Origin of the sequence: Pelomonas margarita (genome assembly GCF_043555875.1) — a bacterium.
In the GTDB taxonomy this organism is placed as follows: Bacteria; Pseudomonadota; Gammaproteobacteria; order Burkholderiales; family Burkholderiaceae_C; genus Pelomonas; species Pelomonas margarita.
In genome coordinates this window covers 249,374-266,842 of sequence record NZ_JBIGHW010000007.1, presented here as the reverse complement: position 1 = coordinate 266,842, position 17,469 = coordinate 249,374, and the positions used below count along the sequence as shown (strand labels likewise).

Genomic DNA, 17,469 nt, shown 5'->3' with positions numbered 1-17,469 from the left:
TTGCGCGGACCTCGGTGGCTTGCGCCAACATCGCGGTCAGGAGTTGTCCATGACTGCATCGATCCCCCGCTCGCTCAGCCTGCTGCTCGGTCTGGTCCTGTTGGCGGGCTGCGGCGGCGGCGGTGGCACGGCCGCTGCCCCGACCCCGCCACCGGTAGCCACCACACCCCCGCCCGTGCCCAGTGGCCCGCCGCGCGCCACCGTGCAGCCGGTGCAGTTGTCCAGCCCCTGGGGCTTGGCGCAATTGCCCGATGGCAGCTGGCTGGTCACGCAGCGGGCGGGCAGCGTGGTGCGGGTGTCGGCCGACTACAACACCAGCCAGCCCGTCAGCGGCGCGCCCGTCGTGGACAGCGCCGGCCAGGGCGGCCTGCTGGACGTGGCGCTGGACCCCGACTTCACCAGCACTGGCCACGTGTTCCTCAGCTACTCGGAGCCCGGCAGCGGTGCCGAGGCCGGCCGCTCCGGCACGGCGGTCGCGCGTGCCCAGCTGGTGGGCAATGCGCTGCAGGGGCTGACGGTCATCTTCCGCCAGGCGCCCAAGGTCAGTGGCGGCGGCCATTACGGCTCGCGGCTGGTGTTCGGGCGTGACAAGACGCTGTTCATCACGCTGGGCGACCGCCAGCTCGGCAGCCCCGCCCAAGACCTGGCTCAGACGCTGGGCAAGGTGGTGCGCGTGAACCGCGACGGCAGCCTGCCCACTGACAACCCCAGCTTCGGTGCCGGCGCCCGGCCGGGGCTGTGGAGCCTGGGCCACCGCAACCCGCAGGGCGCGGCGCTGCACCCAAGCACCGGTGAGTTGTGGGTCAGCGAGCATGGCTCGCAGGGCGGCGACGAGATCAACATCGCCCGGGCTGGCGCGAACTACGGCTGGCCCATGGTGAGCTACGGCTGCAATTACGGCGACCCGGTGGGCACTGCTTGTGCCATCGGCGGCGGCACGCATGCGCCGCGCTTCGTCGAGCCGCTCACGTGGTGGGTGCCGACCTCCATTGCGCCCGCCGGCATGGCCTTCTACGAGGGCGCCCTGTTCCCGGAGTGGCAGGGCAACCTCTTCGTGGGGGCGCTCGCCGGCCAGGCCCTGTGGCGGCTCACGTTGTCGGGCAACAGCGTGACGGCGCGCGAGAAGCTGTTCGACGACCTGGGCCAGCGCATCCGTGCCGTCAAGGTGGCGCCGGACGGCGCCTTGGTGTTGCTGACCGACGGCGGGCGCTTGATCCGCGTCGCGCGCTAGAACGCCGCGCTCAGGGTCAGCTGCGCCGTGCTGCGGCGCGTGGCGGCCGCGCCCATGACCGGCCCGCCGCGGCTGGCCCAGACCCAGGCAGCCTGCACCTCCACGGCCTCGCCCAGCTGCCACGAGCCGCCCGCGCGCAGGTCGGCGCGCGTGGGGCCGTCTGCGTTCCGAGGGCGGCCCCAGCGCGAGTTGCCCGTGGCGTGCAGCACGCCCGCATGGGCCAGCCAGGCCAACGGCGCTGTGGCGGGCCAGCGCATATTGGCCTCGAGGTAGACGCTGCGCTGGCCGCTGCCGTAGTGGTTGGGCGCGCCATGCAGGCGCAGCTGCCAGCCCTCGCCCAGCAGGCCGGCAAAGGCCTCGGCGTGGTCGTAGCGTGACAGCCGTTCGTAGCGGTGCAGCACCAGGCCAGCCTCGGCGTCCAGCCCGGGCCGCAGCGTGATCACCCGGCCGCCATAGGCCCGCCACCAGCGGCCCCGGCGGGTGGCATCGAAGCGCACGTGCGTCAGCGACAGGCCGGCATACCAGCCGCCCGTGCCGTCCCAGCCCAGGCCCAGCTGCGCGCCCGGCTGGTTGTCGCTGTAGGACTGGCCGCGCTCGCGCGCATCGCTCTGCAGGGACAGCGTCATGCCGACATCGGCGCGCGCAGCGCCCATCAGCAGCAGGAACAGGGGCAGCAGGCGGGCGGCGGGCATCACTCCGCAGTGTGCACGACCGCTGTGCAGGCGGCGTGATGCTGCCCGGCCCAGCGGGCCAGCGTTGCACAGCTGTCGATGCGGCCCTGCGCGGTGCTCACCAGCGTAGCGCGCCCGTCCAGCTCGCGGGCCAGCGCCAGCAGGCCGGCGGCGTGGGCTGCCGCGAAGGAGCTGCCCGTCACCACCGCCCAGCCGCCGCCCGGCGCGGTGCTGGGCACGTCACGCCCGGGCGCCAGCAGCGCGCCGCTGGGCACCGGCGGTGCGCTGCCCACCACCAGCACGCCCGGATGCTTGGCCGGGAAGGGCGCGTCGCGGATCGGCAGCGCGGCAACGACGGTGGCGCCGCGCGCCTGGGCCTGGTCCAGCAGCAGGGCCAGCAGCCGGTCGTCCGGCCCGCCCAGGCTGAGGTTGATGATGTGGGCGCCCTGCTGGATGGCGGCGTACAAGGCCTTGGCCAGGCCCAGGCCGGTGCAAAGCGTCTGCGCCGGGCTGGCCTGCCAGCAGGCGCGCAGCGCCAGCAGCCTGGCCTGCGGCGCGATGCCGGCGATGCCGGCGCCGTTGTCGGCCCGCGCCGCAATGATGCCGGCTACCGCCGTGCCGTGGTGCTCTGCCGGCGGCGGCTGGTCGCCGACGAAGTTCTGGCTGTGCACCACCTGCCCGGCCAGGTCGGGGTGGCGGGTCTCGACGCCGCTGTCCACCACGGCCACGCGCACGCCGCGGCCCGTGGCCACGCGGTGCAGCTCGGCCAGCCGCCATTGCTGGGCCACCGGCTGGGCGGCGTACAGCGGCTCCTGGGCGCTGCTGCCCTCGGCTTGGTAGAGGCCCACCGGCTGGGCCCAGGCCACGCGGCGGTCCTCCGACACGGTACGCGCCACGTCGGCCGAGGAGCGTCGGTCGCCGGCAGGCAGCTGCATGACGAAGCAGTCCACACCGGCCAGTGGCATTGGCCATTCGCTGCGCATCTCCAGGCCGTGCTGGCCCGCCAGGCTCTGCGCGACCTGTTGGCGGGACTGCCGGCCCATGCCGGCGCCGTAGTGGCCTGCGTAGCTGCCGTCGGGCCGGTAGTGCGCCTTGGGCAGTTGCAGCATCACCAGCACCTGCCGCTGTGCCTCCTCGGCCTGCGCCGCGACCGGCCCGCCCACCAGGCCGCAGGCCAGCAGCAACAGCAGCTGCAAGCCCAGCACGAGGCCCCTCATCGCGCCGGCCCCGGTTGCAGCGGCTCGGCCAGCTGCACGATGGACGCGGCCCGCAGCGCGGCCAGGCCGCGGGCGTCCACGCGCAGCAGCCAGGCGCCCGTCTCGGTCGGGCCGGCCACCACGCGGGCGCCCTGCGCCTGCAGCAGCTCGCGCAGCGCCTGCTCGGTGGTGCCGGGTTTGAACATCACCAGGGCGTCCGCCGCCACCGGCGCCGCGCCGGCCGCCGATAGGCCTTCGTAGGCCGGTGCTTGCGGCGGCGCCTGCAGCCACAGCGTCAGCAGCAGCACACAGGCCGCCCCTTGCAGGCCCAGCGCCCAGGGCATCCAGCGCGGCGCCTCGCGCCGGGGGGGGAGCGGTTGCAGGCGGGCGTGCAGCCGGGCCAGGCCGGCTTCCACGTCGCCCCCCGCAGGCGCCTCGGCGCCGGCCAGCAGGGCCTGCATCGGGCGTTCGGCTGCCAGCTCGTCGCGGCACAGCGCGCAGTGCACCAGGTGCCGCTGCACCTTGGCCGTGTCGGCCTCGTCCAGCTGGCCGCGCGCAAACCAGGGCAGCAGGGCCTGCGCGGCCGCGTGCTCGTCGTGTTCCATCGGGATGACCACGCTCATGACAACGCTCCTCCATGCCCGGCCAGGTCGTCGAGCAAGGTGCGCAGCCGGCGCCGCGCATAAAACATCCGTGTCTTCACGGTCTCGGCTGGGCAGCCCACCACGTCGGCGATCTCCCCGTAGGCCATGTCGTGGAAGTAGCACAGCTCCACGACGGCCCGGTGCTCGGGCGACAGCTCGCCCATGGCCTCGCGAAGCCGCTCGCGCAGCTGCACCTGGCCCAGCTGCTGCTCGGGCCCGGGCCCGGTGTCGGCGGCCTCGGGCACGCCCTCATCGTCCACGGGCAGGTCTTGCCGGCTCAGCGCCTTCAGGCCCTTGCGGTATGCGATGCCGAAGATCCAGGTCGACAGCTTGCTGCGCCCGTCGAAGCTGTCGGCGCGCTGCCACACCACCAGCAGTGTGTCGTTCAACGCCTCCTCTATGGCGTCAGGCTGGCGCAGCAGCTGCGTCAGGAAGCGCCACAGGCGGGGGTGGTAGAGGCGGTAGAGCGCGTCGAAATCGGCCCGGCGGCCGCGTTTCACGCCGGCCAGCAGCGCCAGCTCGACGGCATCGGCGGCCGCGCCCCGTTCGGTGGGCGACGGCGCCTGGCGTGGGGTTCGGAGGCTGGACCAGATGGACATGCGGCGTGTGTACCCTGCCGGCGCTGGCAGGTTCAAGCCGCAGGCTCGCCATCATGCGCTCAGTCGCGGTGGCCTCGGTCACCCCGGTCGCCCCGGTGATGCGGATGATCGTGGTGGCGGTGGTGATGGCCGTCGCCACGGCGGTCGTCGTGGCGCGGTGAATCCCAGCGGTGGCGGTGGCCGCCGCGGTCGTGGTCGCGGTGCACGACGACATGGCGGCGATACCAACCGTCGTCCACGAAGTACACCGGCGCGCCGCAGGCGCCATAGTGGCCGCAGTGACGGCGCCAGTCGCGGCGGTGGCCGGGCGGCACCCACAGGTAGACCGGCTCGCGGTAGACGTGCCGGCCCGCATACACCGGCTGTGGTGCCACCAGCACCGGTGGCGGGTAGCGGCCGATGTCCACGCGGCCGTACACCCCGGGCTGGCTGAAGCCGATGGACAGGCTGACATCGCCGGCCTGGGCGGGCAGGGTGCTCAGGCTGCCCAGGCCCAGCAGGGCGGGGGCGAGCCAGCGGGTGAGGGAGGTGCGGATGCTCATGACAGTCTCCTGGGCGGCCGGGCCGCGGTGCGTATTGAACGTCAGCGGGAGGGCCGTCGTTGGCCTCGGCGTGGTAACAAACGGCAGCCGAGGCCTTGTCCTACACGGGCGGTTCGGCTGTCTCGGCGGGCGCCTGGCGCCTGGGCAGCTGCGCCAGCACCAACGTGCCCCGGCCCGGCGCGGACAGCAGCTGCAGCGTGCCGCCCAAGCTTTCGATGCGGTAGCGCATGCCCAGCAGGCCGTGGTGGCCGGTGCCCACGGCCTCGGGGTTGAAGCCCTGGCCGTCGTCGCGGATCTGCAGCTGCAGCCAGCCGTCCGCCTCGCCCAGCGACACGCGCACCTGCATAGCCTTGGCGTGGCGCAGGATGTTGGTCAGCGCCTCCTGCACCAGCCGGTACAGCGCCAGGCGGTCGGCGTCGTCGGTGGGCACGTCGGCCAGCTCCAGCTTGAGTTGCAGGCCCGAGCGCTGTGCGAACTCGGTGGCCAGGATCTCCAGTGCCGGGATCAGGCCCAGGTTGGACAGCGCCGAGGGCCGTAGGTCCTCGATGATGCGGCGCTTCAGCGCGATGCCCTGGTCCAGCAGCGCGCTCATGTGGCGCAGGCGCTCGTCGATGTCGGGTACGGCCTTGGCCTGGCGTCGGATACGGGCCACGTCCAGCTTCGCCGCGGTCAGCAGTGCGCCCAGCTCGTCGTGCAGTTCGCGGGCCAGGTGGGCGCGCTCGTCCTCGCGTACGGTCTGCAGGTGGCGGGCCAGCTCGGTCAGCTCGGACGTGCGGCGTGCCACCTCGCCGTCCAGTCGGTCGCGCTCCTGGGCCAGTTCCTCGGCATGCTCGCGGCGGGCGCGGTGCAGCGCCTCGTTGCGCCACAGGAAGACCGCCAGCCCGGCCAGGCTCAGCACCGTCAGCACATGCACGCCCAGCCGACCGTAGGTCAGCGAGCGGTTGACGGCCTCGCGCTCCTGCGCGATCTGGCGCAGCTCGTGCCGCTCCAGCTGGCCGACGGCGTCGCGCACCGCCTGCATCTTCTCGCGGCCGATGTCGGACTCCACCAGCGCCTGCCAGCCTGGCGTGTTGCCCTCGCGGTAGAGCTTGATGACCAACTGCAGCTCCGACAGCTTTTCGTTGGCGCGGCGGCTGGCGTCGGCAGCCAGCGCTGCCCAGTCGGAGCTTTCGTACTGGCCGTGCAAGCGCTGCAGCAGGCCGGGCAGTTCGCGCTCGGCCTGCTGCACGGGGGCCAGGTAGTCTTCCCGGCCGGTTAGCAGGAAGCCGCGTTGCGCGGTCTCGGCGGCGGTCAGCAGCGAGCGCAGTCGCAGGCCGTCGTCGCGGGCCAGGTGGCGGGCGCGGGACTGCGCCAGCGCCTTCTCGGCGCCCCAGAACGCGGCCTCGCTGACGCCCATGACGGCCGCAGCCGCCAGTGCCGCGCCAAGCACGGCGACGCCGCGGTGGCGCGATGCCCGCGTCAGCAGCGGGTCCAGGCGGCGCAGCACCATCGGCCGCTCAGCCCGCCGAGGCCGCGGGGTCGGCCAGTTCGACGCAGTAGGAAATCAGGTCGTCCAGCTCGCGGCTCTTGTCGAACACGCGCTCGGCACCCAGGCTGGCGCAGCGCTTGCGCATCTCGTCCGTGGCGTAGTTGGTCAGAACGACGCGGCGGGCGCGCACGCCCAGCTTCTGCGCGGCCTGCAGCACGCCCAGACCGGTGCCGGAGCGTAGGAACACGTCGACGATGACGAGGTCGGCCCCGGGCTCGGCACTGCGGCTCATCCAGCGCACCGCCTCGGCCTCGTCGGCTACGGCGCCCACCACCTCGACCTGCGCCAGCTCTTCCAGCGTGGCCACCAGGTTCTCCAGGATCACCGGGCTGTCCTCGACGATGAAGGCTTTGAGTGCTGGCATGGCCCGGCGCTGAGTTGTTCTTGGCGTGATGGGATCAAGTATCGGCCGCGCGGGCGCCGGTCCGGGCGGCGTGCGTGGCGCGTTGCTTTGTAGGAATTGTCCTAGGCGCCCGCGCCACGCGCGCGCGGGCGCCGCCCTCACGGCTTCACGGCGATGTCGTTGCGCACGGCCACGACGCCCGAGGTCTCGCGCGCCAGCCGGCCGGCAACGGCCTTCTCCGCGTCGCTCTTGGCAAAACCCGACAGCTGCACCGTGCCCTTCAGCGTCTCGACGCTGATGGCCAATGCGCTGACGGTGGGGTCGGCCGCGAACTTGGCCTTCACGCGGGTGGTCAGCGTTGCGTCGTCGATATAGCTGCCGGCGGTCTGCTGGTCGCGGGCCACGGCGCAGCCGGTGGTGGCGCCGACGGTGGCGAGCAGGGCAGCGGACAGGGCCAGGGTCAGGACGGGGCGGTTCAGCATGAGTTGCTCCTTGAGGTTGTGCGGCCCGTGACGGGGCCGTGACTGCACTATCGGAGCGGCGCGGCGACGGCGGGATAGTCCGGCGGCGGGCGGCCTTGTCGGAGATGTCCGGCGCGCTTGTAGGACACCGGCCGCTGCCCGTCGCGCGGTGCGGCTGCTACGCTGACCTGATCGCATCCAACCCACAGGCTCTCCATGATCCGCATCGGCATCGTTGACGACCACGCCATCGTGCGCACCGGCCTGCGCCAGTTCCTGTCCGACCATGTGGACCTGCGCGTCACCGGCGAGGGCGCCACGGGCCGGGAGGCGCTGGAGATGGCGCGCCGTGGCGACGTGGACGTGCTGCTGCTGGACATCTCCATGCCCGACCAGAGCGGTGTGGACGCGCTGGCCGCCATCAAGGCGCGCTTCCCCGCGCTGCCGGTGCTCATCCTCAGCGGCTTTCCCGAGGCGCATTACGCGACCACGCTGCTGCGCCAGGGCGCTGCCGGCTATCTGAACAAGGAGTGCGACCCCGAGGAGATCGCCGACGCCATTCGCCTCGTGTCGCGCGGCCGGCGCTACATCAGCCCGGCCGTCGCCGAGCAGCTGGCCGACAGCGTGGTGGGCGGCAGCGGTGCCGCTGGCGCGCCGGACAAGCCGCCGCACGAGGCGCTGTCCGAGCGCGAGTTCCAGGTCTTCCTGCGCCTGGCGCAGGGCGAGACCGTGGGCCACATCGCCGAGGCGCTGTTCCTCAGTGTCAAGACCGTCAGCACCTACCGTACCCGCGTGCTGGAGAAGCTCAAGCTCTCGACCAACAGCGACCTGACCTACTACGCGCTGAAGAACGGCCTGATCCAGTGAGCGAGGCCCCCGCGCTGGGCCTGGCGGCGCAGCCGGGCGACTGCGCCGGCTCTGGAAAGCCATGAGGCGCGCGCGTGCGGGCTTGACCACAATCGCGGCGCTATCAGGGAGAACAAGATGCGCATGAAAACAGCGGCTGCCGTCGGCATGGCCGCGTGGCTGTGTTGCCTGGCGCCCGCGCAGGCAGCCGACAAGCCGGCCGCCGGGGCCAGGGCGGTGCTGAAGCCCGCGGCCAAACCCGCCGCACGGCCTGCCGCCAAACCCGTTGCGAACGAGGTCGCCGCTGCGGCCGCGCCAGCTTCCGCCGTGCCGCCGGCGCCCACGCTGCCGGACTGGGCGCCGGCCGAGATGAACCGGGTGCTCAAGAACAACGTGGCGCCGCGCTTCACCGTGCTGGCCAGCGACGAGCTCGACGCCCGCACGCGCGCCGCCGCCGAGGCCATGCAGGCCGAGCACCTGCCGCGTGTGCGCGCGCTGATGGAGCGCTGGTTCCTGGAGGAGCTGGCCCAGCCCCACCCGCAGCGGGCCTTTGCCCGCATGCTGGCGCGGCTGGCCAACGAGTTCGCCCTGTGGGGGCGTGACAGCCTCGGCCCCGAGCAGGATGCCGTGCTCGCGCAGATGCTGCAGCAGCCCGGCATGTGCCGGCCGGTCGGCCCGAATGCCAGCGAGCTGGTCATGCGCCTGGCCCGGCTGCGCGGCCTGCCGGCCGAGATGCGCGAGGCGGCCGTGCAGGCCGAGGCCTTGCTGCTCGCGCGCTGGGGCCAGCCGCGCCAGGTCAGCGACGCCGAACCGCTGGCCGCCGAAGAGGCCCTGCTGCAACTGCGCGCCACCGGCCAGGCCCCCGCGACGCCGCTGCCGCCGGTGCTGGCCTTCTTCTACCTGGGCGACCAAGACAACTTCCGCCGTGACCCCTTCATCGCCGACCCGCCTTCCCGCTGTGCCATGCACCAGTGGGCCGGCGCCAGCCCGGCGCAGTTTCGCGCGGCCATGGCCTTGCAGGCGGCCGACTTCGTCTGGCAGGAGCGCCGCAAGGCAGCCGCCAAGACGAGCGATGACGACCCCTATCCCAGCCTGTCGACCTTCTTCGGCGCGCGGGGCGTGTTCACGGTGCAGGCCGACGTGAACGCCGAGGGGCGCGTGGTGCGCGCCAGGATCATCAAGCGCGACGTGGAGGTGCCCGGCATCCGCGGCGTGCGGCCGTTTGCGCACGAGGGCACGCTGGAGCTGGCGACCCTGGCCAAGGCGCGCGAGGTGGACTGGTCGGCAACCGCCACCAAGCACGGCAGCCTGAAGGCTGTGGAGCGGGAGTTTCATTGGAGCTTGTCATGGCGTTGAATCGATGGAAGCTGGCGGCGCTGGCCGGCCTGCTGGTCGCGTCGGCCTGGGGCGCCCAGGGACAGTCGGTGGCCGCGCCCGCCGCCGCGCCGCGCGTGCTGGCCGACACCGTGTACGACGGCGCCTCCGAGGCGCTGTTCTGGGGTGACTGGGACGAGCTGGAGCGCCTGTACGCGGCCGCCCGGCAGGATCTGCAGCGCGCCGAGGAAGGCGGGCTGGCGAGCTGCCGCTTCGGCCACGGCATTTGGCGCACGTACGCGGGTGAGGCTGTTGCCTACCGCGAGGCGGTGGCGGCCAACACGCTGGCCTGGGCGCGCAGCCGGCCCGAGTCGCCGCTGGCCCACGCCGTGCACCTGCAGGCCCTGGTGGAGCTGGCCTGGTACCACCGCGGCGGCGGCTTCGCCAACACGGTGTCTGACCAGCGCTTCGCCGACTTCAAGGCCAAGCTCAACGACGCGCTGGCCTATGCCAAGGCCCATGGCGACGTGATGGGGCGCGATAACTTCTACATCCGCCCGCTGCTGACGCTGCTGCGCGGCATGAACGTCGGCCTGCGGCAACAGCTGGAGATCGCGCGCAAGGGCCTGCGCCAGCATGCGACTGATGACTGCGTCTACCTGGCCGCCGTGCCCAGCCTGCTGCCCAAGTGGGGCGGCGACCCCGATGCGCTGGAGCGCTGGGTGCGCGAGTCCATGAAGGGCCTGCCCGAGAAGGACGCGCTGCGCCGCTATGTGCGCCTCTACAACGCGGCCACGGACGGCGACTACGAGCAGTCGCTGTTCGAGGGCACGGCGGCGCGCTGGCCGCTGATGCGCGATGGTCTGCGCGCCATCCTGGAAGAGTCACCCAGGAGCCGCTACTGGCAGAACCGGCTCGCCTACTTCGCCTGCATGGTGAAGGACCGCGAGACGGCGGTGCCGGCGCTGGAGGCCGTGGGCAGCGCCGTGGACGCCGACGCCTGGGGCCCAACCGGCCAGCGCAACCACCAGTCCTGCAAGCGCTGGGCGCTGCAGGGCTGAAAGACGCTCAATCCGCCACGCCCGGCTCGGCCGCCAGCAGGCCGCCGCCGGCGCGGCGGGCTTCGTAGAGCGCCGTCTCGGCGCGGCGCAGCAGGTCGGGCAGGCCGCGGTCGCCGGGGCGCAGCCGGGCCCAGCCGGCGCTGTACGACAGCGCCAGGCCCAGCTCGGCCGGGGCGCGCTCGGCCAGCGCGGCGCGCAGCCGCGCGTCCAGCGCCTGCGGGCCTTCGGGCAGGCAGCGCGCCATCAGCACGCCGCACTGCTCGCCGGCCAGGCGGCCGGCCAGGTCGCCCAGCCGCATCTGCGTCTGCACGCAGCTGGCGAACAAGGCCAGTGCGCGGTCGGCGAGCTCCGGGCCGTGCTCGGCCCGCAGCGCCGGGAAGTCGTCCAGGTCCAGCAGCACCAGCGCCAGCGGCTCGTCGAAGCGCCGGGCCATCGCGATGAAGTCCACCGAGCGTGCCTGGAAGGCACTGCGGTCGGCCAGGCCGGTGAGGCCGTCGGTCTGGGCCAGCCGCGCCAGCTCGGCCTCGGTCTGGCCGCGCCAGGCCAGCAGCAGCAGGGGCAGGGCCAGCAGCAGCGCCAACTGGCCGGTCACGGCCAGCAGCAGATCAGGCCAGGGCCCGCCGTGGCCCAGCAGCGTGGCGCCGGCCCGCGCCAGCATGGCCACCAGCAGCGGCAGCACGGCGCTCAGGCCCAACAGCCGCCAGCGGCGGTTGTGCAGCCCGTGCAGCACCTGCTCACGGCCGGGCAGCGTCAGCGCAACGCCCAGCGCGGCGAGCTGGGCGGCGAGCACGAGGTCGGCCAGCGTGCGAGCCTGCTCGGGCTGTGGCCACAGCACCGCATGGCCGGTGCCCAGCAGCAGCGGCGCGGCCCCCATCAGCCAGCGGCCGCGGTGCGGCATCAGCCACAGGCCGGCGGCCCACCACAGCGCGCTCACGCCCAGGCTCACCAGCGCCAGGCCCAGGCTGTGCAGCGCGCGCGGCGCCAGCGGCAGGTGCTGCGTCCATGCGGAGCAGGCCAGCGTCAGTCCCAGGCCCAGCGCCAGCAGGCCCAGCTGTGACCAGCGCCCCCCCGCGTTGGCATGGCGCCAGCCGATGAAGGCCATCAGCACCAAGGCCGCCGCCAGCGCCTGCAGCGGCAGCAGCGCGAAGAGGGCGTCGGTCCAGCTCATGGGCGCAGCGGGATGGCCGTCTCGCGCGCGACCGGCACGGCCGTGACGCTGTTCTTGGGCGAACCGTCGATGAGGCGGTCGGAGTAGGTCAGGTAGACCAGCGTGTTGCGCTGGGCATCGACCATGCGCACGATGCGCAGCTTCTTGAACACCAGCGAGATGCGCTCGTTGAACACCTCTTCCTGCCGCGGCAGCGGTTGCTTGATGGCGATGGGGCCGACCTGGCGACAGGCGATGGAGGCCTCGGCCTTGTCCTCGGCCAGGCCGATGGCGCCGCTGATGCCGCCGGTCTTGGCCCGGGACACGTAGCAGGTGACGCCCTGCACCTTGGGATCGTCGTAGGCGTCGACGACGATCTTGTGGTCGGGGCCGATGAGCTTGAAGGCGGTGTCCACCGAACCCAGGGGCTCGGCCTGGGCCGTGGTGGCGAGCAGCAGGAGGAGCAGGGCGGTGGGCTTCATGTGAGGCAGTCTACGCGGCTGCGAAGACGGGTGTAGGGCGGGTCGTGCCCCGCCGTTCGGCAGCGGCAGACGGCGACGGGAAGGGGCTCGCGCGGACGGCGGGTCGCGACCCGCCCTACATGGCGCAGGCGCCGGCTGGGCTGGGCACGCCGGTCTGCCGGCCGGTGAAGCGCGGCGACTCCGGGTGGCCCAGGCTGAAGTGGCTGAGCTGGTCGCTGCGCTGGTTGCACACGTACAGGTGCTGGCCGGCGATGCAGGCGCTGCGAGGGAAGCTGCCGCGCACCCAGTGGTGGTCCAGCAGGCGCGGGCTGCGCGGGCGAGCCAGTGACAGCACGGCGATGCTGTCGTGCAGCCGGTTCAGCGCGTAGAGGTGGCGGCCGCCGGGCGCGACGAGCAGGTCGGACGCGAAGCTGGTGCCGGCGAAGCCGTCGGGCAGCACGGAGACCTCGTCCAGCACCCGCGCCCCGTCGGCGCCGAGCGCGACGGTGGACAGCGTGGACGATTCCTCCTGCAGCACGTAAACGAGGCCGGCGTCCTGCGGGTGGAACACGAAGTGGCGCGGGCCCGAGCCGGGGCTGAGGGCCAGCTCCTGCACGGGCGCGCCCGGCGTGGCGTCGGTCAGCGGCCAGACGAGCAGGCGGTCGCGGCCCAGGTCGGTGCCCAGCAGCCAGCGGCCGTCGGGGCTGGCCTGGATCATGTGGGCATGCGGTGCGTCATGGCCGCTGTGGGCCTGGCTGCCGGGCGGCGCCTTGACGGCGCGCGTGGGGCCGGGGCGGCAATCGCTGCTGCAGCTGGGCCAGCTGGCGGCCGTACCAAGGCGGCCGTCGGCCTGCAGCGGCAGCGCGGCGAATCGGGCGTCGCCGTAATGCGCCACCCACACGCGGCCGGCGGCGAGGGACAACTGGCAGGGCCCCTGGCCGCCGCTGGGCTCGCGCTGCAGCAGCGTCAGCTGGCCGGCGTCGTCCTGCGTGTAGACGGCCACATGGTGGGTGCCTTCCTCGGCGGCGTAGAGGCGCCGGCCGTCGGAGGCCAGCCAGCTGGGGCTGCCAGAGTTGGCAGTGACGCGCAGCGGCCGCAGCGCGCCGTCGGCCGCGATGGCGAAGCTGTACAGGCCTTGCCCGCCGGGCGCGTAGGTACCCACATGCACGAAGCGGGCGGACGGGGCGGCGAGGGCGGTCATGGGCAGCAAGGCGGGCAGGGTCAGCAGGTGGCGTCGCAGCATGGGACAGATGGGTCAGAGTTTGAGCCGCAGGCCTGCACGCAGCAACAACCGCAGCAGCACGAGCACGCCTGCCAGCAGGGCCACGCCGCGTGCAAGGCCGGCCGCGCCGCTGGACAGCGCCGCCGGCCAGGTCCAGCCGGCCAGCGCCAGCAGCGCGCCGATGACGAAGGGCAGCAGGTAGGCCAGCAGCGGGTGGCGGGCGGCATCGCCCAGCAGCGTCAGCGCGGCGCGGCCGAGGGCGGCCTCGGCCAGCGGGCGCACGATGAGATACAGCAGCAGCGTGGCACCTGCGCACACCAGGCCCCAGCTGGGCGTGGCGTGGATCTTGGACAGCGCGAAGTGCGGCCGCAGGCTGAAGCCCACGGCCAGCAGCAGGAAGGCCAGCAGCAGCGCGGCGCGGGTGGCGCGGTCGGGCGCGAGCATGTGCTGCGGGTCGTGCAGCAGCACGGCAGTGGCCAAGCCGGCCAGCACCAGCGCCGTGTGCGTGGCGTGCGCGCCGCCGCCGAGTTGCGGCGCCGCCCAGGCGTACCAGGCCACGCAGCCGGCCAGGCCCGCCAGCGCCAGCGGCAGCCGTGCGTCGCGCCCGGCCAGCACGAACAGCAGCGCCGCCAGCCCGTAGGCCCAGCCGATCATGCCCAGGATGCCCCACCAGTGCACGGCCATGCCGCCGGGGTAGTAGCCATTGCACGCGCCCAGCAGCGCGAGGCCCACCAGACGCCACGGCCAGGGCAGCGGCGGCCCGCCGCGCACGCTGCCCCACATCAGAAAGATGGCGGCGAAGGCGGCCAGCAGCCAGCCGGCGGCATTGAAGCCGGCCGGCGCCATCTCGGCATTCACCATGAACAACCCGGCGACCAGCAGCGCCAGCGTTCGCTCGGCCACGTGCTGCAGCGCGCCGCGGCGGCCGGCGGCGTCCAGCCGCGCCTGCAGCGCCATGGGCAGCGACAGGCCGACGATGAACAGGAAGGCCGGGAACACCATGTCCACGACGCTCATCGCATCGGCGTCGGCCGGCATGTGCTTCAGCCACGCGGGCAGCCCGGCCACGCCGGCCCATTCGTTGACGAGGATCATCACGGCGACGGTGAGGCCACGCAGCAGGTCGATACCCACGAGGCGGGGCGGAGCGGAGGCGCTTGCAGTCATGGGGCGCGATTACAAGGCAAAAAAGGGCGACCCTTGCGGGCCGCCCGAAGTGAGGCAGGAGACTGCCAACACGAGGAGAGGAGGCCGGCCCCGTCGTGCGGGCCGAGCGCCGGGCCGCTCCCAAGCCGGCCCGTCTGGCGATGTGCTTGCGGCTCAATGCCGCAAGCATCGCCGTCCACTCGGGGGACCGACTGGGCGAGCCGCGTTCAGCGGGCTCGACCGGGCGAGGGGTCAATAGCTGTACCGCAGCACGGCCTGGTAACGCTTGCCGGTTCGGTAGATGCCACGGGTCAGCAACTCGGTGTTGGCGATGCCGCCCACGTCCGCGTAGTTGCGGTACTCGCTGTCCAGCAGGTTCATCGCGTCCAGGCCCAGGCTGAGTTGGTTGGTCAGCTTCACGTTGGCGCTGGCGGCGAGATCCTTGCTGCCGTCGGTGACCAGGAAGTTGCCGCGGTCGGCCTGCGTGTAGTACTTGGAGCGGTAGGTGTACGTCACGCGGGCGCTGAAGCGGTCGCTTTCATAAAACGGGCTCAGGCTGTACTGGTGCTTGGAGTTGAACGGCAGGTGCGAGTTGGCCTGGCTGGAGGTGGTGTCCGAGAACGTGTAGGTCGTCAGCGCGCCGAAGCCCCAGCCGATGTTGGCCTGGAAAGCCAGGCTGGCTCCCTTGATGGTGGCGCTGCCGGCGTTGTTCGGGCGCGAGACGGCGTAGGTGGTGTTCTGGCGTTCGAACTGGTTGTAATGCGTTTCGGGCTTGGTCGTGACGAGCACGTAGTCGGTGACCTTCTTGTTGAAGATCGTGCCGGCCAGGATGGCGTTCTTGGCGAAGTACCACTCGGCCGAGAAGTCCAGGTTGGTGGACTTGTAGGGCTTGAGGTCGGGGTTGCCGCCGCCGCCGGTCTTGGTCTGGTCGCCGATCCACAGGTAGCTGGACATGTCGCCGTAGTTCGGGCGCGACATGACCTTGGCGGCCGAGGCGCGCAGCACGAGGTTGCTGTTCAGCTCGTAGGCGACGTTCAGGTTGGGCAGGAAGTTGCGGTAGTTCTTCTGCACGTTCGTCGGCACGTACTTGTCGGCCGGGCAGGCCTGGCCCGTGGACACCGAGCAGGCCCAGCCGCCGCTGTTGGACGTGGTGTCCACGACGCGCACGCCGAAGTTGCCGCGCAGCGCGTCGAGGGCGTAGTCGGCCTGCACGTAGGCGGCGTCCACCACTTCCTTGACCGACCAGGTGTTGGCGACGAAGGACGGGTCGTTGAACGTGGCGGGCTGCGGCATGGTCTGCCACGGGGCCAGCCACTTGCCGCTGGTGATGTAGCCGGCCAGCGCCTCGCCGTCGATGGTGTAGCGGTTGCTCAGGTCGCCGACGTTGCCGAAGCCGCTGAGGTAGTTGCCCGGCAGCGGCTTGGGCGAGAACTGGCTGGCCTTGGCGTCGCCGTACGTGCTCACCGAGGCCAGCGACACGCCGCCCATGGTCTGCGTGGTGTTGTGCTCGCGGTGCTTGATGCCGAAGCGCAGCTGGTAGATGGGGCCTTCGAACTTCAGGCCGCCGTCCACCTGGATGAACTCTTCCTTGTCCACCGTCGGCTTGAAGACGATGTTGCCGCCCCAGCCGGTATTCCAGGTTTCCTTCTTGGTGGGGTCGGAGCCCCAGCCGCCGTCGATCTGGAAGGCATTCGGGTCCTTCAGCGGGTTCACGCCGGTGATGCTCAGCTTGGGGGTGCCGCTGCTGATGTCGTAGCTGTAGTCGGACCAGTTCAGGAACTCGCCATAGACCTGCAGCTTGGTGCCGCCGGTGGCCTTGGAGGTGCCGGCGTGAAAGGAGGCGAACCAGCGGTCGTCCTTGTAGTTGCCCTTGATGTCGTACGAGTTGGTGTCCACCGTCGCCTTGCGGTCGATCAGGTCGTACACCATCAGCGCGTTCTTGAACGTGCCCTTGGTGATGACGCCACCGTCCACGGCCAGGTCGGTCATCTTCATGAGGCCGTTCCAGGCATTGCCCTGGAAGGCGAACATCGAGTGGCTGCGGTTGTCGTAGCCGGCCTTCACGTCCAGCGCGTTGAACTCGAAGTCCAGCTTGTCGGTGGCGCGGGCTTGCAGCGACAGCGACAGCGTGTCGCGCTTACGGGTCTGCTCGAAGTAGTGCGCGCTGATGGAGTTGGGGCCGACGGCGTTCGGGTTGGCCAGCAGCGTGGTGGCGCAGCTGCCGACGCAGGAGGCCGGCTTCTTGGGCTGGCTGCCGTCCGGGTTGGGAGCGACGGACCAGTCGGTCGGCAGGTTGTTGATGGAGCCGCCACCGCCACTGCCGTTGATGTAGTCGCTGCCCTTGACGGTGCCGTACGACTCCACGCCGTCACGGCGGATTCCTTCTTCCGAGCGCTGGACCGAGAAGATGGCCCCGAAGGTCTTGGCCTCGTTGCGCCAGCCGACCAGGCCGGCCACCGTGGGCTTGCCCTTGCCAATGCGGTCGTTGTAGAGATAGCCGACCGACGCTGCCAGCGTGAGCGCCTTCTGCTCCAGCGGCTTGCGGGTGGAGATGTTCACCGTCCCGCCGATGGAGCCCTCGTCCAGCCAGGCTTCGGGCGACTTGTAGACCTCGACCTTGTTGATCAGCTGCGGGGCCAGCAGTGAGTAGTTGAAGGTGCGGCCGGGCTGATCGGCGATGAACCAGTCGGCCGAGGCGATGGTCTGGCCATTGATCAGCGTGCGGTTGAGGGCCGGGTCGGTGCCCAGGATGGACACCTTCTCGCCCTGGCCGAAGGCCTTGTCGATGGTGACGCCGGGGATGGTGGTCAGTGCCTCGGCGACGTTGGTGGCGGGCAGCTTGCCCACGTCCTCGGCGGTGATGACGTCGACGATGGCGTCGGCATTTCGCTTGGTCTGCAGGGACTTCTCCATGCTGGCGCGGATGCCGGTGACGACGACGGCCTCCAGGGACTCCGTCTTTTTCTTGGGGGCCTCCTGCGCCAGCGCGGGGAGTGCGGTCAGCAGCATGGCGGCGGCTGCGATGGCCGTCGGGCGGGGGCTTGAATGCTTCCTCAT

General features: G+C 72.0%; 17 protein-coding genes. 4 read left to right on the top strand and 13 right to left on the bottom strand.

Translation table 11 applies throughout. The features are described from left to right. Positions 1–49 precede the first annotated feature (49 nt). The gene (locus ACG0Z3_RS14810) at positions 50–1,231 is read left to right on the top strand and encodes a PQQ-dependent sugar dehydrogenase (protein WP_394398712.1); all 1,182 of its coding nucleotides are present in this window, start codon (positions 50–52) and stop codon (positions 1,229–1,231) included. Here the strand turns inward: ACG0Z3_RS14810 and ACG0Z3_RS14805 are convergent. From ACG0Z3_RS14805 to ACG0Z3_RS14770, 8 genes are all read right to left on the bottom strand, one after another. After that, entirely contained in the window at positions 1,228–1,923 is a 696-nt protein-coding gene (locus ACG0Z3_RS14805) for a TorF family putative porin (RefSeq protein ID WP_394398710.1), read from the bottom strand. The two genes, ACG0Z3_RS14810 and ACG0Z3_RS14805, sit on opposite strands and share 4 nt — an antisense overlap. Further along, positions 1,923–3,119 (bottom strand): S8 family peptidase, encoded by a 1,197-nt coding sequence (locus ACG0Z3_RS14800; RefSeq protein ID WP_394398708.1) that lies wholly within the window; start codon positions 3,117–3,119, stop codon positions 1,923–1,925. Before ACG0Z3_RS14800 ends, ACG0Z3_RS14805 begins: the two co-directional genes overlap by 1 nt. Then, positions 3,116–3,721: an anti-sigma factor family protein gene (locus ACG0Z3_RS14795; RefSeq protein WP_394398706.1), complete on the bottom strand. Its 606-nt coding sequence runs from the start codon at positions 3,719–3,721 to the stop codon at positions 3,116–3,118. The genes ACG0Z3_RS14800 and ACG0Z3_RS14795 overlap by 4 nt, the downstream gene beginning before the upstream one ends. Next, positions 3,718–4,341 (bottom strand): RNA polymerase sigma factor, encoded by a 624-nt coding sequence (locus ACG0Z3_RS14790; protein ID WP_394398704.1) that lies wholly within the window; start codon positions 4,339–4,341, stop codon positions 3,718–3,720. Before ACG0Z3_RS14790 ends, ACG0Z3_RS14795 begins: the two co-directional genes overlap by 4 nt. Positions 4,342–4,400: 59 nt before the next feature. After that, on the bottom strand, positions 4,401–4,883 hold the full coding sequence (locus ACG0Z3_RS14785) for a hypothetical protein (RefSeq protein ID WP_394398702.1): 483 nt from the start codon (positions 4,881–4,883) through the stop codon (positions 4,401–4,403). 100 nt (positions 4,884–4,983) lie between these two features. Next, positions 4,984–6,372 (bottom strand): CHASE3 domain-containing protein, encoded by a 1,389-nt coding sequence (locus tag ACG0Z3_RS14780; RefSeq protein WP_394398700.1) that lies wholly within the window; start codon positions 6,370–6,372, stop codon positions 4,984–4,986. Between the two features lie 7 nt (positions 6,373–6,379). Further along, a complete protein-coding gene (locus ACG0Z3_RS14775; RefSeq protein ID WP_394398698.1) occupies positions 6,380–6,775 on the bottom strand; it encodes a response regulator transcription factor in 396 nt (131 codons plus the stop codon). 137 nt (positions 6,776–6,912) lie between these two features. Beyond that, positions 6,913–7,236 (bottom strand): BON domain-containing protein, encoded by a 324-nt coding sequence (locus ACG0Z3_RS14770; protein WP_268166984.1) that lies wholly within the window; start codon positions 7,234–7,236, stop codon positions 6,913–6,915. 195 nt (positions 7,237–7,431) lie between these two features. On the opposite strand from ACG0Z3_RS14770, the gene ACG0Z3_RS14765 reads away from it, so the two are divergent. The 3 genes from ACG0Z3_RS14765 (at position 7,432) to ACG0Z3_RS14755 (ending at position 10,436) form a co-directional block, all read left to right on the top strand. Continuing rightward, a complete protein-coding gene (locus ACG0Z3_RS14765; RefSeq protein WP_268166985.1) occupies positions 7,432–8,082 on the top strand; it encodes a response regulator in 651 nt (216 codons plus the stop codon). Between the two features lie 117 nt (positions 8,083–8,199). Continuing rightward, complete coding sequence (locus tag ACG0Z3_RS14760) at positions 8,200–9,417, top strand: hypothetical protein (RefSeq protein ID WP_394398695.1); 1,218 nt, start codon at positions 8,200–8,202, stop codon at positions 9,415–9,417. After that, positions 9,408–10,436 carry a hypothetical protein gene (locus tag ACG0Z3_RS14755; RefSeq protein ID WP_394398693.1) on the top strand — a complete coding sequence of 343 codons (1,029 nt, stop codon included), beginning with the start codon at positions 9,408–9,410 and terminating at the stop codon, positions 10,434–10,436. Before ACG0Z3_RS14760 ends, ACG0Z3_RS14755 begins: the two co-directional genes overlap by 10 nt. Before the next feature lie 7 nt (positions 10,437–10,443). On the opposite strand, the gene ACG0Z3_RS14750 is transcribed toward ACG0Z3_RS14755, so the two are convergent. The 5 genes from ACG0Z3_RS14750 to ACG0Z3_RS14730 all read right to left on the bottom strand — a co-directional run bounded on the left by ACG0Z3_RS14750 (position 10,444) and on the right by ACG0Z3_RS14730 (position 17,469). Further along, positions 10,444–11,604: a GGDEF domain-containing protein gene (locus ACG0Z3_RS14750; protein ID WP_394398691.1), complete on the bottom strand. Its 1,161-nt coding sequence runs from the start codon at positions 11,602–11,604 to the stop codon at positions 10,444–10,446. Beyond that, entirely contained in the window at positions 11,601–12,065 is a 465-nt protein-coding gene (locus ACG0Z3_RS14745) for a CreA family protein (protein ID WP_394398689.1), read from the bottom strand. Before ACG0Z3_RS14745 ends, ACG0Z3_RS14750 begins: the two co-directional genes overlap by 4 nt. Positions 12,066–12,180: 115 nt before the next feature. Next, on the bottom strand, positions 12,181–13,287 hold the full coding sequence (locus tag ACG0Z3_RS14740; RefSeq protein ID WP_394398687.1) for a lactonase family protein: 1,107 nt from the start codon (positions 13,285–13,287) through the stop codon (positions 12,181–12,183). A 12-nt stretch (positions 13,288–13,299) separates the two neighbouring features. Continuing rightward, positions 13,300–14,433, bottom strand: a complete 1,134-nt coding sequence (locus tag ACG0Z3_RS14735) for a DUF5009 domain-containing protein (protein ID WP_394398685.1) — start codon at positions 14,431–14,433, stop codon at positions 13,300–13,302. A gap of 231 nt (positions 14,434–14,664) precedes the next feature. Next, complete coding sequence (locus tag ACG0Z3_RS14730) at positions 14,665–17,469, bottom strand: TonB-dependent receptor (protein WP_394398683.1); 2,805 nt, start codon at positions 17,467–17,469, stop codon at positions 14,665–14,667.

Bases quoted from the DNA above. Each gene is read 5' to 3' on its own strand.
- ACG0Z3_RS14810 (WP_394398712.1), top strand. From the start codon at position 50: ATGACTGCATCGATCCCCCGCTCGCTCAGCCTGCTGCTCGGTCTGGTC.
- ACG0Z3_RS14805 (WP_394398710.1), bottom strand. From the start codon at position 1,923: ATGCCCGCCGCCCGCCTGCTGCCCCTGTTCCTGCTGCTGATGGGCGCT.
- ACG0Z3_RS14800 (WP_394398708.1), bottom strand. From the start codon at position 3,119: ATGAGGGGCCTCGTGCTGGGCTTGCAGCTGCTGTTGCTGCTGGCCTGC.
- ACG0Z3_RS14795 (WP_394398706.1), bottom strand. From the start codon at position 3,721: ATGAGCGTGGTCATCCCGATGGAACACGACGAGCACGCGGCCGCGCAG.
- ACG0Z3_RS14790 (WP_394398704.1), bottom strand. From the start codon at position 4,341: ATGTCCATCTGGTCCAGCCTCCGAACCCCACGCCAGGCGCCGTCGCCC.
- ACG0Z3_RS14785 (WP_394398702.1), bottom strand. From the start codon at position 4,883: ATGAGCATCCGCACCTCCCTCACCCGCTGGCTCGCCCCCGCCCTGCTG.
- ACG0Z3_RS14780 (WP_394398700.1), bottom strand. From the start codon at position 6,372: ATGGTGCTGCGCCGCCTGGACCCGCTGCTGACGCGGGCATCGCGCCAC.
- ACG0Z3_RS14775 (WP_394398698.1), bottom strand. From the start codon at position 6,775: ATGCCAGCACTCAAAGCCTTCATCGTCGAGGACAGCCCGGTGATCCTG.
- ACG0Z3_RS14770 (WP_268166984.1), bottom strand. From the start codon at position 7,236: ATGCTGAACCGCCCCGTCCTGACCCTGGCCCTGTCCGCTGCCCTGCTC.
- ACG0Z3_RS14765 (WP_268166985.1), top strand. From the start codon at position 7,432: ATGATCCGCATCGGCATCGTTGACGACCACGCCATCGTGCGCACCGGC.
- ACG0Z3_RS14760 (WP_394398695.1), top strand. From the start codon at position 8,200: ATGCGCATGAAAACAGCGGCTGCCGTCGGCATGGCCGCGTGGCTGTGT.
- ACG0Z3_RS14755 (WP_394398693.1), top strand. From the start codon at position 9,408: ATGGCGTTGAATCGATGGAAGCTGGCGGCGCTGGCCGGCCTGCTGGTC.
- ACG0Z3_RS14750 (WP_394398691.1), bottom strand. From the start codon at position 11,604: ATGAGCTGGACCGACGCCCTCTTCGCGCTGCTGCCGCTGCAGGCGCTG.
- ACG0Z3_RS14745 (WP_394398689.1), bottom strand. From the start codon at position 12,065: ATGAAGCCCACCGCCCTGCTCCTCCTGCTGCTCGCCACCACGGCCCAG.
- ACG0Z3_RS14740 (WP_394398687.1), bottom strand. From the start codon at position 13,287: ATGCTGCGACGCCACCTGCTGACCCTGCCCGCCTTGCTGCCCATGACC.
- ACG0Z3_RS14735 (WP_394398685.1), bottom strand. From the start codon at position 14,433: ATGACTGCAAGCGCCTCCGCTCCGCCCCGCCTCGTGGGTATCGACCTG.
- ACG0Z3_RS14730 (WP_394398683.1), bottom strand. From the start codon at position 17,469: ATGAGGAAGCATTCAAGCCCCCGCCCGACGGCCATCGCAGCCGCCGCC.